The 15,439-nt window shown below is 69.5% G+C and carries 16 protein-coding genes; 5 read left to right on the forward strand and 11 right to left on the reverse strand.

Features of this window, described 5'->3' with window-relative positions:
• Positions 1 to 62: 62 nt before the first annotated feature.
• On the reverse strand, positions 63 to 1,277 hold the full coding sequence (locus tag RMP09_RS07630) for a polyhydroxyalkanoate depolymerase (RefSeq protein ID WP_310565373.1): 1,215 nt from the start codon (positions 1,275 to 1,277) through the stop codon (positions 63 to 65).
• A gap of 134 nt (positions 1,278 to 1,411) precedes the next feature.
• Between RMP09_RS07630 and RMP09_RS07635 the strand changes: the two genes are divergently transcribed.
• A complete protein-coding gene (locus tag RMP09_RS07635; RefSeq protein ID WP_310565374.1) occupies positions 1,412 to 2,068 on the forward strand; it encodes a glutathione S-transferase in 657 nt (218 codons plus the stop codon).
• Positions 2,069 to 2,188: 120 nt separating this feature from the next.
• On the opposite strand, the gene RMP09_RS07640 is transcribed toward RMP09_RS07635, so the two are convergent.
• Both RMP09_RS07640 and RMP09_RS07645 read right to left on the reverse strand, forming a co-directional pair.
• Positions 2,189 to 2,623, reverse strand: a complete 435-nt coding sequence (locus tag RMP09_RS07640) for a cupin domain-containing protein (RefSeq protein ID WP_310565375.1) — start codon at positions 2,621 to 2,623, stop codon at positions 2,189 to 2,191.
• Between the two features lie 93 nt (positions 2,624 to 2,716).
• Positions 2,717 to 4,243 carry a S8 family peptidase gene (locus RMP09_RS07645; RefSeq protein WP_310565376.1) on the reverse strand — a complete coding sequence of 509 codons (1,527 nt, stop codon included), beginning with the start codon at positions 4,241 to 4,243 and terminating at the stop codon, positions 2,717 to 2,719.
• Positions 4,244 to 4,383: 140 nt separating this feature from the next.
• Here RMP09_RS07645 and aroC point away from each other — a divergent pair, with 140 nt between their 5' ends.
• The gene (gene aroC / locus RMP09_RS07650; protein WP_310565377.1) at positions 4,384 to 5,484 is read left to right on the forward strand and encodes a chorismate synthase; all 1,101 of its coding nucleotides are present in this window, start codon (positions 4,384 to 4,386) and stop codon (positions 5,482 to 5,484) included.
• A gap of 76 nt (positions 5,485 to 5,560) precedes the next feature.
• Positions 5,561 to 6,727: an MFS transporter gene (locus RMP09_RS07655; RefSeq protein ID WP_310565378.1), complete on the forward strand. Its 1,167-nt coding sequence runs from the start codon at positions 5,561 to 5,563 to the stop codon at positions 6,725 to 6,727.
• Position 6,728: 1 nt separating this feature from the next.
• Here the strand turns inward: RMP09_RS07655 and RMP09_RS07660 are convergent, their stop codons facing one another.
• A complete protein-coding gene (locus RMP09_RS07660) occupies positions 6,729 to 7,985 on the reverse strand; it encodes an Hsp70 family protein (RefSeq protein ID WP_310565379.1) in 1,257 nt (418 codons plus the stop codon).
• 283 nt (positions 7,986 to 8,268) lie between these two features.
• On the opposite strand from RMP09_RS07660, the gene RMP09_RS07665 reads away from it, so the two are divergent.
• Positions 8,269 to 9,126, forward strand: a complete 858-nt coding sequence (locus RMP09_RS07665) for a hypothetical protein (RefSeq protein WP_310565380.1) — start codon at positions 8,269 to 8,271, stop codon at positions 9,124 to 9,126.
• Between the two features lie 9 nt (positions 9,127 to 9,135).
• Here RMP09_RS07665 and RMP09_RS07670 read toward each other — a convergent pair whose 3' ends face one another.
• The 5 genes from RMP09_RS07670 to RMP09_RS07690 form a co-directional block, all read right to left on the reverse strand.
• On the reverse strand, positions 9,136 to 9,471 hold the full coding sequence (locus RMP09_RS07670; RefSeq protein ID WP_310565381.1) for a flagellar basal body protein: 336 nt from the start codon (positions 9,469 to 9,471) through the stop codon (positions 9,136 to 9,138).
• 85 nt (positions 9,472 to 9,556) lie between these two features.
• A complete protein-coding gene (locus RMP09_RS07675; protein ID WP_310565382.1) occupies positions 9,557 to 10,444 on the reverse strand; it encodes a DMT family transporter in 888 nt (295 codons plus the stop codon).
• Between the two features lie 60 nt (positions 10,445 to 10,504).
• Positions 10,505 to 11,146 (reverse strand): FMN-binding negative transcriptional regulator, encoded by a 642-nt coding sequence (locus RMP09_RS07680; RefSeq protein WP_310565383.1) that lies wholly within the window; start codon positions 11,144 to 11,146, stop codon positions 10,505 to 10,507.
• A gap of 6 nt (positions 11,147 to 11,152) precedes the next feature.
• Positions 11,153 to 11,797 (reverse strand): FMN-binding negative transcriptional regulator, encoded by a 645-nt coding sequence (locus tag RMP09_RS07685; RefSeq protein WP_310565384.1) that lies wholly within the window; start codon positions 11,795 to 11,797, stop codon positions 11,153 to 11,155.
• 9 nt (positions 11,798 to 11,806) lie between these two features.
• Complete coding sequence (locus RMP09_RS07690) at positions 11,807 to 12,451, reverse strand: LysE/ArgO family amino acid transporter (RefSeq protein WP_310565385.1); 645 nt, start codon at positions 12,449 to 12,451, stop codon at positions 11,807 to 11,809.
• A 73-nt stretch (positions 12,452 to 12,524) separates the two neighbouring features.
• Between RMP09_RS07690 and RMP09_RS07695 the strand changes: the two genes are divergently transcribed.
• The gene (locus RMP09_RS07695; RefSeq protein WP_310565386.1) at positions 12,525 to 13,421 is read left to right on the forward strand and encodes a LysR family transcriptional regulator ArgP; all 897 of its coding nucleotides are present in this window, start codon (positions 12,525 to 12,527) and stop codon (positions 13,419 to 13,421) included.
• Positions 13,422 to 13,466: 45 nt separating this feature from the next.
• On the opposite strand, the gene RMP09_RS07700 is transcribed toward RMP09_RS07695, so the two are convergent.
• Together RMP09_RS07700 and RMP09_RS07705 are read right to left on the reverse strand one after the other, a co-directional pair.
• Complete coding sequence (locus tag RMP09_RS07700) at positions 13,467 to 13,937, reverse strand: acyl-CoA thioesterase (protein ID WP_310565387.1); 471 nt, start codon at positions 13,935 to 13,937, stop codon at positions 13,467 to 13,469.
• A 1-nt stretch (position 13,938) separates the two neighbouring features.
• Entirely contained in the window at positions 13,939 to 15,438 is a 1,500-nt protein-coding gene (locus RMP09_RS07705; protein WP_310565388.1) for a tripartite tricarboxylate transporter permease, read from the reverse strand.
• Between the last annotated feature and the right edge of the window lies 1 nt (position 15,439).

The following is a 15,439-nucleotide window of genomic DNA, read 5'->3' on the forward strand; positions in this document are numbered from 1 at the left end:
GGGCGTTTTTGTTGGTGCAGATGCAGGGTACGGGGATGCCGCGCGCAGGGCGGCGCGGGGGATCACACGCTGCCGTGCACATGGTCGCGCACCCGCGGGTAGATCTGCTGGTTCCACTTGCGGCCGCTGAACACGCCGTAGTGGCCCACGCCGGTCTGGATGTGGTGGGTCTTGAGGTAGGGGCGCACGTTGGTGCACAGGTCCTGCGCGGCCACCGTCTGGCCGACCGAGCAGATGTCGTCGCGCTCGCCTTCGACCGTCATCAGCGCGGTGCGGCGGATGGCCGCCGGGTTCACCGTGCGGCCCCGGTAGGTCAGCACGCCGCGCGGCAGGTCGTAGGTCTGGAACACCTTTTCCACCGTCTCCAGGTAGAACTCGGCCGGCAGGTCGTTGACCGCGAGGTACTCCTCGTAGAAGTTCTGGATGGTGGCGGCTTCCTCCAGCCGGCCGTGTTCCAGGTGCTCGTACAGGTGCACGAACGACTGCTGGTGGCGTTCCGGGTTCATGCTCACGAAGGCGCTGAGCTGCACGAAGCCGGGGTAGACGCGGCGCATGAAACCGGCGTGCGGCAGCGGCACCGGGCTGATCAGGTGGTTCTCGAACCAGTCGATGGGTTGGCTGGTGGCGAGCTTGTTGACCTCGGTGGGGTTGACGCGGCAGTCCACCGGACCGGCCATGAGCGTGAGGCTGCGCGGCTGGGCCGGGTGGTCGTCTTCGGCCATGATCGCCGTGGCCGCCAGCGCGGCCACACAGGGCTGGCACACCGCCACCATGTGGCTGCCTTCGCCCACTGCTTCGGTGAAGCGGATCAGGTAGCCGATGTAGTCGTCCAGGCCGAAGCCGCCGTGCACCAGCGACACGTCGCGCGCGTTGTGCCAGTCGGTGATGTAGACCTCGTGGTCCTGCAGCAGCGTCTTGGCGGTCTCGCGCAGCAGCGTGGCGAAATGGCCCGAGAGCGGCGCGGCCAGCAGCACCCTGGGTTGTGCCGGCAGGGTGGTGTCGGCCTTGCGAAAGCGCAGCAAGGTGCCAAACGGCAGGGTGAGCACGGTTTCTTCAACCACCGGCACCTCGCGCCCGTCCACCACCACCGAATGGATGTTGTAGGGCGGACGCGTGTGCGTGAGCCGCAGGCGCGAGAGCACATCGCAGGCGGCCGCCACTTTGCGCACGACGGTGCGCTCGGTCTTCTGGAACCAGAGCGAGGCGCTCAGGGACTGGGCGCCCAGGCGCAGCGGGGAGATCAGGTCGGACTGGAACTGGTAGGCCTGATACAGCATGGTGTCGTTTCCTCGTGAGGTACCGCAGTCGAGGCAATTCCCGGGCCAGGCGGTACCGCACCCTTGCGGTGCATCCGGGCCCCACGGCTGTGGCACAGGGATTGCTGCGCCTGTGCCACCACGAGGAGCGACACATGGCCAAAGCGGTACTCACGATCAGCAGCAAGAACTACGGCGCCTGGGCTTTGCGCGGCTGGCTCATGTGCAAGCTGGCCAAACTGGACTTCACGGAACACGTGATCTCGCCCGACGATCCGGCCATGAAGGCCGAGATGCTGCTGCTGTCGGCCTCCATGCGCGTGCCCTCGCTGGACCACGACGGCGTGCACGTCTGGGACACGCTGGCGATTGGCGAATACCTCCACGAGATCAAGCCCAAGGCCGGGCTGCTGCCGGCCGACCGCAAGGCGCGGGCCCATTGCCGCGCCATCTGTGGCGAGATGCACTCGGGCTTCTCGGCACTGCGCGGCTCGCTGCCCATGAACATCAAGGCGCACTTCCCGGGCTTCAAGGTCTGGTCGCGCGCGCAGACGGACATTGAGCGCATCGAGACCATCTGGAACGAATGCCTGGCGACCTACGGCGGCCCGTACCTGTTCGGTGACAAGCCCTGCATTGCCGACGCGATGTTTGCGCCGGTGGTCACGCGCTTCATCACCTACGACGTGCCGCTGGACGCCGCCTGCGTGGCCTATTGCGAACACATCATGGCGCTGCCGGCGATGCAGGCGTGGGTGACGGCGGCAGAGGCCGAGCCGGACGAGATCGACGAACTCGACGCGGAGTTTTAGCCCACCCCCGCCGCGCTGCGCGCGACCCCCTCAAGGGGGCGGCGCCTGCGGCCTGGCAAAGCCAGTTCCGCGGCGCCTCTGGATGCAGGCACGTCGCGCCGGGGGCTCACTGGCTTTTCTTTATGGCTCGGACCAGGGCGTCGGTTCCGGGATGCTGCAGACCGGGTCCACATCCACGGTCTTGAAGTCGGCCGGGGAGACGATTTCCAGGTACTCCATGTCGGGCGAGTAGTCGAACAGGTAGTGGCGGATGCCCGGGCGCTGGTGCACCACGTCGCCGGCTTCCACGTGGGTGACCTGGTCTTCGTACATGAACTTGGCCCAGCCCTTGGTCATGATGACGATCTGGAAATCCGCCTCGTGCCGATGCCAGCCGGTGCCGCCGCTGCTCTCGGGCGGCCGGTTGGCCTTGACCAGGTGCGCCACCACTTTGCCGTGCGTCGCCTGCGCCACCCCCAGGTCGCGGTAGAGAAAGAAGTCGCGCAGACCGCCGCCCTGAAATGAGGTGTCCGAGGGTTTGACGTGCGAGAAGAGGGTGCCTGTCTTGTCCAGCATGGTGCGCTCCTTTCGGGTTTGGGGCAGCGAAATGGCTGCGCCTTCACCGATGCAGGAAGCGTTCCACGGGCCGGACGCACCGGCACGGGGCCGTCAGGGCCGGGCGATGCGCAGGCGGGTGGCGCTGTTCTGGTTGGCGTCGTACACCAGCGCCGTTCCGGCAACGCCGTTCACCGTGAAATCCGTGAAGGCCACCTTGGCCTTGGACAGGGTGCTGCTCGCCAGCTTGCAGCTGCCCGTGCTGCCGGTGACGCAGGCACTGCCGCCGCCGGGCGCGAACGAACCCGTCACCGTGGCGCCGGCCACCGGGCTGCCCTGCAGGTCGCGAATGCCAACCTGGGCATAGGCGATCCAGTTGTTGCGGCCCGAGAGTGCGGTGCTGCCCGCGATCGACGCCACCGACACGGTGCGGATCACCGGGGCCTGGGGGGCGCCGGCGGCCAGCGAGAACACCAGGCGGTTGGGCGATCCGGTGCCGGCGGTGCCGACCTTGTTCAGCGAAGCGTTGTCGGTCAGGAAGCGGGTCACCATGTCCGGCGTGCTGGCCGGGTTGGCGGCCAGGGCCAGTGCGGCCACACCCGCGACGTGCGGCGAGGCCATCGAGGTGCCGCTGATGGTCTGCGTCGCGGCGGTGCCGGTGTACCAGGCCGAGGTGATGGACGAGCCGGGCGCGAAGAGGTCCAGGCAGCTGCCGAAGTTGGAATAACTGGCCCGGGCGTCGGCGCTGGTGGTCGCGCCCACCGTGATGGCCGAGGGTTCGGAGGCGGGCGAAGTGTTGCAGGCATCGGCGTTCGAATTGCCCGCGGCCACGACCATGGTCACGCCCTTGCCGACCGCGGCCGCGACGGCTGCGTTGACCGAGCTGGACTTGGCGCCGCCGAGCGAGAGGTTGGCCACGGCCGGGCGCATGGCCGTCTGGGATGCGACCCAGTCGAGGCCGGCGATGACGCCGCTCCAGCTGCCGCTGCCGGCGCAGTCGAGCACCCGCACCGGCACCAGGGTCACGCCCTTGGCCACGCCCCACTGGCTGCCGCCGATGGTGCCGGCCACATGGGTGCCGTGGCCGTTGCAGTCGGTGCTGCCCTTGCCGTCGCTGATGAAGCCGGTGCCGGGCTGCACCCGTCCGCCGAAGTCCTGGTGGGTGGCCAGGATGCCGGTGTCCAGCACGAAGGCGTAGACGCCGGCGCCCTGGTACTGGTAGAGGTACTGGCTGCTCAGCGGACGGTCGACCTGGTCGATGCGGTCCAGGCCCCAGGTCGCGCTGTTCTGGGCCAGCGGCGGGCTGGTGAGGCTCTCGTTCATCGACACCGTGGCGTCGGATTCGACATAGGCCACGTTGGGATTTTTCTGCAGGGCGGCCACAGCCGCACTGGCGGCCCGCGCGGGCAGGCGCAGCGCAAAACCCTTGATGGTGTGGCTGTAGCCGTGCAGGAACTGACCACCGGCCTGGGTGGCCAGCTGGCGGCCCAGGGTGGGCGCGTTGGCGACGTTGTCGCGGAACACGACGATGTACTGGCCGGCAATCGACCGGGAAGGCTGGGTGCCGGCCACCGGCTGGGCCCATGCAGCGGGAACGGCAAGGCAGAGCAGGGCGGAGGCGGTCAGGCGGCGCAGGGGCATGGCGGTGATCTTGGTGGCGGGACGTGGAACGGGGCGCGGGTTGGATGGAGCAATCCCTGCGGGTCTATCGGCTGGCGAGCGCCGAACTTGAAGCGGGGCCGGACCGACTGGAAAAGGGCCTCGGCGATAATCCTTCCCCTATGAGCGGCAACACCTTCGGCACCCTGTTTTGCGTCACCAACTTCGGTGAATCCCATGGCCCGGCCATCGGCTGCGTGATCGACGGCTGCCCGCCGGGCATGGCGCTGACCGAAGCCGACATCCAGCACGACCTGGACCGCCGCCGCCCCGGCACCAGCAAGTTCGTGACCCAGCGCAACGAACCCGATGCGGTGGAAATCCTCAGCGGCGTGTACGAAGGCCAGACCACCGGCACGCCCATCGCCCTGCTGATCCGCAACACCGACCAGCGCAGCAAGGACTACGGCAACATCCTGCAGAGCTTCCGCCCCGGCCACGCCGACTACGCCTACTGGCAGAAGTACGGTGTGCGCGACCCGCGCGGCGGTGGCCGCAGCTCGGCCCGCCTGACCGCGCCCACGGTGGCGGCCGGCGCGGTGGCCAAGAAGTGGCTCAAGGAAAAGTTCGGCACCACCTTCCACGCCTGCATGACGCAGATCGGCGAAGTGCCGGTCGGCTTCGAGAGCTGGGACCACGTGCCCAACAACCCGTTCTTCGCCCCGGTGGCCGACGTGTCGGCGCTGGAGGACTACATGAACGCGCTGCGCAAGAGCGGCGATTCGTGTGGCGCGCGCCTGCGCGTGGTGGCGCAGAACATGCCCGTCGGCCTGGGCCAGCCGCTGTACGACAAGCTCGACGCCGACATCGCCTACGCCATGATGGGCCTGAACGCCGTCAAGGGCGTGGAGATCGGCGCCGGCTTTGCCTCGGTGGCCGACAAGGGTTCCACCCACGGCGATTCGCTCACCCCGGGCGGCTTCGTTGGCAACAAGTCCGGCGGCGTGCTGGGCGGCATCAGCACCGGGCAGGACCTGGACGTGTCGGTGGCCATCAAGCCCACCAGCTCCATCCTCATTCCGCGCGACTCCATCGACGTGGCGGGTGCGCCGACCGAAGTGATCACCAAGGGCCGCCACGACCCTTGCGTGGGCATCCGCGCCGCGCCCATCATGGAAGCGCTGCTGGCCCTGGTGGTGATGGACCACGCACTGCGCCACCGTGCGCAGTGTGGTGACGTTCGCGTCGACACCCCGGACATCGCTGCCGCATCGCGCGCGTGATGGTTTTTCCGTTCGGGCTGAGCCTGTCGAAGCCCTCGCGAGCCCTTCGACAAGCTCAGGGCGAACGGGGTGGGCTGTGAGCCAGCGCAAGCAGCTGTTGCCCTTCGCCGCCCTGTCCGCGAGCTACTTCGCGCACATCGGTTTCTTCAACCCCTACCTGCCGCTCTGGCTGAAAGACCTGGGGTTCGGCCTGTTCGCCATCAGTGTGCTGACCTCGGTGCAGTCGGCCACGCGCCTGTTCGCGCCCTACGCCTGGGGCACGCTGTCGGATCGCACGGGCGAGCGCGTCAAGCTGCTGCGCTACGGCGCCACGGCGGCGCTCATCTTCTCGCTGGCGCTGTGGTTCCCGCTCGGCCCGGTGGCGCTGTTCGGGGTGCTGCTGCTCATGTTCACCCACACCAGCGCCATGATGCCCATGAGCGAGGCGGCGCTGGCGCACCTGGTCAGCCAGGGCGGCGCGTTCGACGCAAAGCGTTATGGCCGCGTGCGGCTCTGGGGCTCGCTGGGCTTTCTGATCACGGTGATGGTGGCCGGCTGGTGGTTCGAACAGTTCGGCCTGGGCCACTTCCCGGCCTGGACCCTGGTGACGCTGATCGCGGTGGTGGCCAGCGTCTGGTGGTTGCCCGACCACAAGGAGGCCGCGCACCACGACACCGACCACCCCGCCATCTGGCCGCTGCTGCGGCAGCCGCCGGTGCGCTGGTTCTTCGCGGCGGTGTTCTTCCACATCCTCGCGCACATCTTCATCTACGTCTTTTTCTCGCTCTACCTGGACAGCCTGGGCTACAGCAAGACGCGGATCGGTCTGCTCTGGGCGGTGTCGGTGCTGATCGAGATCGGCTGGTTCTTCACCCAGGGCCGCTGGCTGCCGAGACTCAGCCTGACCGGCTGGCTGGTGCTGGCCGCGGCGCTCATGGCGCTGCGCATGGCGCTCACCGCCGGGCTGCCGCAGGTCTGGCCGCTGCTGCTGGCGGCGCAGTGCCTGCACGCCATCACCTTCGCGGCGCACCACACGGTGTGCATCGCGCTGATCTCGCACCACTTCCCGGGCCGTCTGCGCGGGCGTGGCCAGGCGCTCTACACCGTGATCGGCTACGGCCTGCCTGGTGTGATCGGCGGGCTGGGCGGCGGGCTGCTGTCGTCCGCTTTCGGCCTGGCCAGCGTGTTCTGGCTGTCGGCTGCTTGTGCGGTGGTCGCCACTGGCTGCGCGTGGCGCCTGCGCACGCTCGAACACCGCCCCTGAATCAGGTCCTGCTGTAGGGCAGGCCCGCAGCCACGCCACTGAAGAGGTCACCCTCGACCAGCGGCACGGTGGGGAAGGCCGCGCGCAGCGCCTGCTGGAAGGGGCGCAGCGCCGACGAACCGCCGGTCAGGTAGATCGCGTCCAGCGCCGCGGGCGTGAGGCCGGCGCGCAACACGCATTCGCCGGCGCAGGCCACGGTGCGCTCCAGCAGCGCGTCCAGGTGCTCGTGCAGCGCGGCCGGGCCCAGGGCGGCGGCCAAGCCGGCCTCGACCACGTCCAGGTCCACGGCGGTGTCGGCGTCCTGCACCGAGGCGCGGATCTTGGCCTGCTCCACCTCGTGCGCGATGTGGTGGCCCTGCTTGTCCTGCAGCACGCGCATCAGCCGCTGGTGCAGCAGCGGGTCGCTGTAGTTGGTGCGCAGCGCCTGCGCCTGCGCAATGGCGCGCGGCTGGTACTGCCAGTGGATCAGGTGCCAGGTGGACAGGTCGAAGAACACGCGGCTGGGCACTTCGCGCTGTTGCGGGCCGGTGTGGCGAAAGCCCAGCAGCGGCATCACGCGTTCCAGGCTGAGCTGGCGGTCGAAGTCGGTGCCGCCGATGTGCACGCCGGTGGTGGCCAGCACGTCGGCGCTGCGGTCGGCCTGCGCCATGCGCTGCGGCCCCAGCCGCACCACGGTGAAGTCGGAAGTGCCGCCGCCCAGGTCCACCACCAGCACCAGGGCTTCCCGGTCCAGCCGCTGCTCGTAGTCCAGCGCGGCGGCGATCGGTTCGAACTGGAAGCGGATGTCCTTGAAGCCCACGGCCTGCGCGGCTTCCAGCAGCGACTGCTGGGCCTGCGCGTCGCGCGCGGCGTCTTCGTCCACGAAGTGCACCGGCCGGCCCATCACCACGCGTTCGGGCGCGTGGCCCAGGGCCAGGGTGGCGCGGCTGCGCAGCTCGGCCAGAAAGGTGGCGATGATGTCCAGGAAGCGCATCTGCCGGTGGTTGACGACCGTGCTTTCCAGAATGAGCGAACTGCCCAGCAGGCTCTTGAGCGAGCGCATCAGCCGGCCTTCGGTGCCGGCCAGGTACTGGGTCATGGCGTCGCGGCCGAAGTGGGTGCGCTGGTCTTCGGCGTTGAAGAACACGGCGGTGGGCATGGCCACCGCCGTGCCTTCGAGCGGGATCAGCCGCGCCGGGCCCTGCGGGCCGGCCCAGGCCATGGCGGAATTGGAGGTGCCGAAGTCGATGCCGAGCGTGCCGGCGGGAGAGAGGGACATGGGATGCGGAAACAGGAGCGCCCGGCGGGCGCGGGGAGGGCGCACGGGCAGCGTGCGCAGGGCCGGCGATTCTGCCAGTTCCGCCGCCCGGGCGTCCCGGCGCTCAAGATTTCGGTCGAAGTGACGAAAAGGTACTACTCAAGTTCCCTTTTGTGCCCGAACGACACCATGCCCGAGACCGTGAAGCCCTGCACAGGGCCCGTTGCGCCGTCGCGCGACCGTGCCACCACCGCGGCACAATGACTGCGATGTTTCTTCTCTTGGAACCCAACACGGAGGCCCCATGGCCAGCGATCTGGACACGGTGAAGGCCCTGCGGGCCTTGTTCAATGACATGCCGCGCGCGCCCCAGGGCCTGTCGCACCAGGAAACCATGGCCTGGATCCAGCGCTCGATGACCGACTTCGAGGGCGGCGAGATGGCCTACACCCTGGAGCACATCACCCGCAACGCGATGCTGGACATCGTGCTGCGCTTCCGCGAAGACGGCCATCTCAAAGACGACCGCGCCTTTGACGCCACGCTGGAGCAGCTGGCCACGCCCGAGGGGCGCAAGACCTTCATGGACCAGTGCATCCAGGCGCAAAAGAGCGTGGACGCGACCTCGCGCCTGATCAACCGGGTCAAGCGCCCGATGGCCGACCCGGACCCGCTGTTCGGCTTCGACACCGACGACATCCAGCGCTTCGTGGCGGCCCAGCCCAGCGGGCCAGGGCCGCTGTTCGCCGAATTTGCGGCGCGCGAGGACGTGCAGCAGATCGGGGTGTTCGGTGACCCGCCGCAGGCGGTGTACGAATTCGACTGGGGGTTTGTGGTCGAAGGCCACGGCTCCTGGAACGTGTACCTGGCCGAGGTCTGGCGCAAGGGCACGGTGGGCTATTTCCACCGCTTCATGAACGCCTGGCAGCTGGAGATCAGCACCCAGCCCGACGGCAGCGTGCTGTGCCCGCCGCCGCTGCCCACGGGCCTGACGCTGGACGACGGCATCGGCCACTTCTGCGCGCTGACGCTGGACGGCGGTCCCCACCTGCAGGACGCCGCCGTGCGCCGCTGGATGGGCGAGACCTTCCTGGCGCGCATGCTGCCCTACATGGCCGGCCGCGCGGTGGACGACGACTACGACTTTCCCGGCGGCGACTGAGCGGCCCGATCAGGCCTGCCGGTCCAGCAGGCTGCCGAGCATCCTGTCTTCGGTTTCGATGGTCTTGAGGTTGGCCGCGAAGCTGTAGAGCGCCATGCGCTGCTCCACCAGGTCTTCGGCCAGGTGGTCCAGGTCGCCGGTCTGTTCCTGGTCTTCGCGCACCACCTGGGTCTGAACGCCAGCGGTTACCGGCACGGCCGTCTGCTGCACGGCGTGGCGGCGAAAACCCGGCGTCTGCGCGTTGGCCACGTTGTGAGCGGTGGTGTCCAGCCGCGTCTGGGCGGCGCGCAGGCCACTCAGGCCGATGGCGGTGGCCGATGCGCCGGTGGGCAGTGAAACAGGCATGGCGGCTCCAGGGTCCGGCCCAGATGACCGGGGTTCACTGCCTGTATCGGCCGCGGCGCCGCCCGCTGTAGCGCGATCGACGGCCTCAGGGCGGCGATTCCACCCCGGTGCGGCGCCAGGGGTTGAAGCCGGTCACCAGCGCGGTCGCCAGCAGCACCAGCGCGCCGCCGGCAAAGATGCCGGGCGAGAGCGATTCGCCCAGGAAGAGGTGGCCCCAGGTCACGCCGAACACCGGGATCAGGAAGGCCGGGCTGGTGGCCGCCACCGGCGAGATGTGGCGGATGATGCGCAGGTTCAGCCAGTAGGCCAGGCCCGAGGTGAACACGCCCATGATCAGCACGGCGACCATGGCCATGGGCGTGAAGTTCGCCTGCGGCAGCCCCCACAGCCCGGCGGGCAGCAGCATCACGAAGGCCGCGGCGCTGATGCCGGTGGCAATCGCCAGCGGCTGCATGTGTTCGGTGGCCTTCTTCATCAGCGGGGTGGACACGCCGTAGCAGGCCGCCGCCGCGATGCAGGCCAGGGCGGCCAGCAGGTTGGCCGCGGTCGGCTCCACCGGTCCCAGCTGCAGGATCAGCGCCACCCCCGCGAAACCGATGGCGCAGCCGACCAGCTTGCGCGCGCTCAGCGTGTCCTGCCCGTGCCAGGCCGATGCCAGCGTGCCGAACAGCACCACCGTGGTGTTGAGCAGGGCGCTGTAGCCGGCGGGCAGGCGCAGCGCGGCCCAGGCGTGGAGCAGGAAGGGCGCGGCCAGCGCCAAGAGGCCCAGGCGGAGCAGTTCGCGCCAGTGGCGCCAGGGCCAGGGTTCGCGCAGCAGGCCCATCAGGGCGGCCAGCGTCAGCGTGGCCAGCAGCACGCGGCTGGTGGCCATCACCGTCGGCCCCAGCAGCGGGCTGGCGATGCGCAGGAACAGGAAGGAGGCGCCCCAGAGCGCGGACAGGCCCACGAGCTGGGCAAAGTGGCGGGTTTTCACCCGGTGATTGTCGGGGCTGGGGCCGATGGGCGGGCGCCGGCACAGACGCGTTCGGGACCGTCAGTTCCCCTGCCTGGGGGCGGCGTTGCGCATGGCCAGCGCCAGGTCGTGCTGCCCCAGCCCGTCCAGCCCGGTGGCGGCGCCTTCCAGGTCGCGTGCCTCGCGGTTCTGACCCAGCTTGAACTTGCCCGTCAGGCGGGTGATTTCGATTTCGAGGCCGACGATCACCTGCAGCAGGCCGTTGATGAACTCGGGCGCCGAATCGCCCATGCGCCAGGGCCGCTCTTGCTGCGCGCGGCGTTCGTGTTCGCGCGTCAGGCGGCCCACCAGCCCGCGCACGAAGCGTTCATCGTCGCGCACGCGCAGCACGCCGTGCGCGTGCACCACGGCGTAGTTCCAGGTCGGCACGTGGCGGTGGTGTTCGGGCTTGCTGGGGTACCAGTTGGGCGAGATGTAGCCCTGGGCCGCCTGGAAGATCACCAGCACCTCGGTGTCGCCGGCCTGCTGCCACACCGGGTTGGCGCGGGCCACGTGGGCGCGCAGGGTGCCGTGCGGGCCGGCGCTGGCGTCCAGCTCAAAGGGCAGGGGGTTGGCGTCCAGCCCGTCGGCGCCGTGCGTGACTAGCTGGGCCAGCGGGTGCGCCTGCATCAGCGCGTGCAGCACCTCGGGGCGGTTTTCTTCAAAGTGGGTGGGGCGGTACATGGCGGTTCAGGGGTGGGTGCGCAAGGCTTGTTCTACCAGATCGGCCACCGCGTGGTCGGCGTCGCGGCCGCGGGCGTGCAGGCCGTCTACGGTGCCCCGCCGGTCGGCGGGCGCCTCGTCCTGGCTGGCCTTGAGCCGGCCTTCGATGTGGCGGATCGGGATCTGAATGCCGACGATGCCGCGCATCAGGCGGGCCACGAAGTCCGGCGGCGCGTCGGCCACGCGCCACGGGCTCGGGTGCCCGGTTTCCTGGGCATCGGTCAGCCGTGTCAGCAGGTCGAGCAGGCGGTCGCCGTCCTCGATCACCTGCGCCACGCCGTGCACATGGGCCGCCGCGTAGTTCCAGGTCGGCACGACGCGCCCGTGTTCGGCCTTGCCCGGGTACCAGCCCGGCGTGATGTAGGCCTGCGGCCCGAGAAAGCTGACCACCGACTCGGCGGTGGCGTCCCATTGCCGCCAGACCGGGTTGGCCCGCGCCACGTGGCCCAGCAGCGTGCCGTTCGGCCCCGCGTGGCGGTCCAGCACGAACGGGATGTGGTTGGCGATCAGGCCGTCCGCGCTCCGGCACACCCAGGTGCCCAGCGCATGGGCATCGATGAGAGCGTGCAGCGCGTCGCGGTCGTCCAGCCGGTGGTAGGGGGGCAGGTACATGGTGGGACCTCAGGCGCCGTTCATTGCCAGGCGCAGCAGCATGGCCGTCAGCACCCACATGGTCAGGCCGATCAGGGCGTCGAGCACCTGCCAGGCGCGGGGCCGGGCGAACAGGGGGGCCAGCCAGCGCGCGCCAAAGCCCAGCGCGGTGAACCAGCCCAGGCTGGCGATGCTGGAACCGGCGATGAACCAGCCCTGCAGGCCGGCCGGCTGTTGCGCGCCGATGCTGCCGACCAGCAGCACCGTGTCGAGGTACACGTGCGGGTTGAGCAGGGTGAAGGCCGCCGCCTGCGCCAGCGCGGCGCCGCGGCTCAGGCCCGCGCCGCCGTCGGCCGCCCGCAACTGGCTGGCGTGCCGCGCGCGCTGCAGCGCCTGCCAGCCGTACCAGGCCAGAAAGGCCGCGCCCGCCAGCGCCATGGCCTGGGCCAGCGCGGGGTGGCGGCCCAGCGCCTGCGCCATGCCCAGCACGCCGGCGGTGATCAGCACCGCGTCGGCCAGCGCGCAGAACGCCACCACCGGGGCCACGTGCTCGCGCCGCAGGCCCTGGCGCAGCACAAAGGCGTTCTGCGCGCCGATGGCGACGATCAGCCCCAGGCTGAGCAGCAGCCCCTGGACGAACACGGGAAGGATCTGGGCAAGAGAGAGGGAAGACATGCGCCGAGATTGCCTGCATCAGGCAATGAAGGCAAACTGTCTTTCCTTCATCCGATTAAGCAAAACTACATCTATGCTGGACTACGCCGCCCTCCATGCCCTGGCCGCCGTGGTGCGCGAGGGCAGCTTCGACCGCGCGGCCCGCGCGCTGCACGTCACGCCCTCGGCGATCTCGCAACGCATCCGCCTGCTCGAAGACCGCGTGGGTTGCGCGCTGGTGGTGCGCGGCCAGCCCTGCGTGCCCACCGACACCGGGCGGCGCATGTGCCAGCACATCGACCGTGTGCGGCTGCTGGAGCAGGAATTGAACGACGCCCTGCCGGCGCTGGCGCCCGAGGGTGGCGCTCGCGTGAACCTGCCGGTGGCCGTCAACGCCGACAGCCTGGCGACCTGGTTCGCGCCCGCCATGGCCGCCTATGCCGCGCAGGCGCCGGTGCTCATGGCTGTCAGCGTGGACGACCAGGATCACACGGCCGAGTGGCTGCGCACCGGTGCCGTGCTGGCCGCCGTGACCGGCACGGCCCGCCCCGCCACCGGCTGCAACAGCCAGCCGCTGGGCGCCATGCGCTATGTGGCCGCCGCCAGCCCGGCCTTCGTGGCGCAGCACTTCACCGGCGGCGTGGGCGCGGGCAGCCTGGCCCAGGCGCCCAGCCTGCTGTTCAACACCAAGGACGAGCTGCAGGCCAGCTGGGTGCGCCGCCTGTGCCACCGCCATGTGGAACTGCCGCGCCACACGCTGCCCTCGTCGCACGCCTTCGTCACCGCCGCGCTGGCCGGCATGGGCTGGGGCATGTTCCCGTTGGCCATGGTCGCGTTACAGCTGGCCGAGGGTGCGCTGGTCGAGCTGGTGCCCGGTGCGCCGCTGGACGTGCCGCTGCACTGGCAGACCGCGCGCGCCGCGTCGGGCCTGCTCGACGGACTGACGCGGCAGATCGTGGCGGCGGCGCGGGCGGCGTTGCAGACGGTTTGACGTTCCGGACGCCGCGCCCCATCGGCGAGACGGTTTCGAGGGGACTCACACCTGCGCGAAGCGCTGCTCCATTTCGCGGCGCATGGCCTTGCGGGCTTCGGCCGCCAGAAACCTTCGTTTCTCTTCCGGCGAAAACGGGCGCAACGCTGGCACGGGCTTGGGCCGCCGTTGCTCGTCCACCGCGACCATGGTGAAGAAGCAGCTGTTCACATGGCGTTTGGCCTGGGTCTGGATGTTTTCGGCGATCACCTTGATGCCCACCTCCATCGACGATGTGCCGGTGTGGTTGACCGATGCCATGAAGGTCACCAGTTCACCCACGTGGATGGGTTGCCGGAACATCACCTGATCGACGCTCAGGGTGACGACATACGAGCCGGCGTAGCGGCTGGCGCAGGCGTAGGCCACCTGGTCCAGCAGCTTGAGGATGTTGCCGCCGTGCACGTTGCCCGAGAAATTGGCGGTGTCGGGCGTCATGAGCACGGTCATGCTCATCTGGTGCGCGGGCAGCTCCATCTCAGGCGTCCTCACCCTTGAACGCGCGCAGCTGCTTGAACAGCAGCGGGGCCAGCAAAGCGAGCACCGCCAGCACCAGCAAGGTGGCCGAGCCGGGGTGCTTGAAGAACACCCACGAATCGCCCAGGCTGATCTGCAGTGCGCGGCGGAACTGGCTCTCGGCCATGGGCCCGAGGATCAGTCCCACGATCATGGGCGCGACGGGGTAATCCCAGCAGCGCATCAGGTAGCCGGTCACGCCAAAGCCCACCAGCAGTGCCAGCTCGGTCAGCGAGGGGTTGGCCGCCAGCGTGCCCATGGCGGCGAACACCAGGATGCCGGCGTACAGCCAGGGCTGCGGCACCGAGAGCAGCTTGACCCACAGGCCCACCAGCGGCAGGTTGAGCACCAGCAGCATCAGGTTGCCGACCATGAAGCTGGCAATTAGGCCCCACACCAGGTCGGCGTTGGTGATGAACAGCAAGGGCCCGGGCACCAGCCCGTACTGCTGGAAGCCGGCCAGCATCATGGCGGCGGTGGCCGATGTGGGCAGGCCCAGCGCCAGCAGCGGCACCATGGTGCCGGTGGCGGCGGCGTTGTTGGCGGCCTCGGGGCCGGCCACGCCTTCAATGGCACCGTGGCCGAACTCCTCGGGCTTGACGGCCAGCTTGCGTTCGATGGTGTACGACAGCAGGGTCGGCACCTCGGCGCCACCGGCCGGTAGCGCGCCGATGGGGAAGCCCAGCCCGATGCCACGCAGCCATGGCTTCCACGAGCGTTTCCATTCCTCCCGCGTCATCCAGAGCGAGCCGCGAACGGCCTCCACCTTGTCGGCGATGCCCGAAAAACGCGAGGCGACGTGCAGGGTCTCGCCAATGGCGAACAGGCCCACCGCCATGGTGGTGACCGAGATGCCGTCCAGCAGATTGGGAATGTCGAACGCCAGCCGGCCCTGACCGGTGAGTTTGTCGATGCCCACCAGCCCGAACACCAGGCCCAGCGCCAGGCTGGTCAGGCCGCGCAGCACCGAGTCGCCAAACGTGGCCGACACCGTGATGAAGGCCAGCACCATGAGCGCGAAGTAGTCCCATGGTCCGAACGACACCGCCAGCTCCACGATGACCGGTGCCAGCATCGCCAGACCCAGGCTGGCGATGCTGCCGGCCACGAAGGAACCGATGGCCGCCGTGGACAGCGCCGCCCCGCCGCGCCCGGCCTTGGCCATGCTGTGGCCTTCAATGGCGGTGGCAATCGACGCCGCTTCACCCGGCGTGTTGAGCAGGATGGCGGTGGTCGAGCTGCCGTACATGGCGCCGAAGTAGATGCCGGCGAACATGATGATGGAGCCGGTCGGGTCCAGCTTGAAGGTGACCGGCAGCAGCAGCGCCACCGTCAGCGAAGGGCTGATGCCCGGCAGGATGCCGACCAGCGTGCCCAGCAGCACGCCGATGCCGGCGAACAGCAGGTTGCCGGGTTGCAGGGCCACGGCCAGGCCGGCCCACAAGAGGTTCAAGGTTTCCATG

The organism is Hydrogenophaga sp. (assembly GCF_031426985.1).
Classification (GTDB): Bacteria; Pseudomonadota; Gammaproteobacteria; order Burkholderiales; family Burkholderiaceae_C; genus Hydrogenophaga.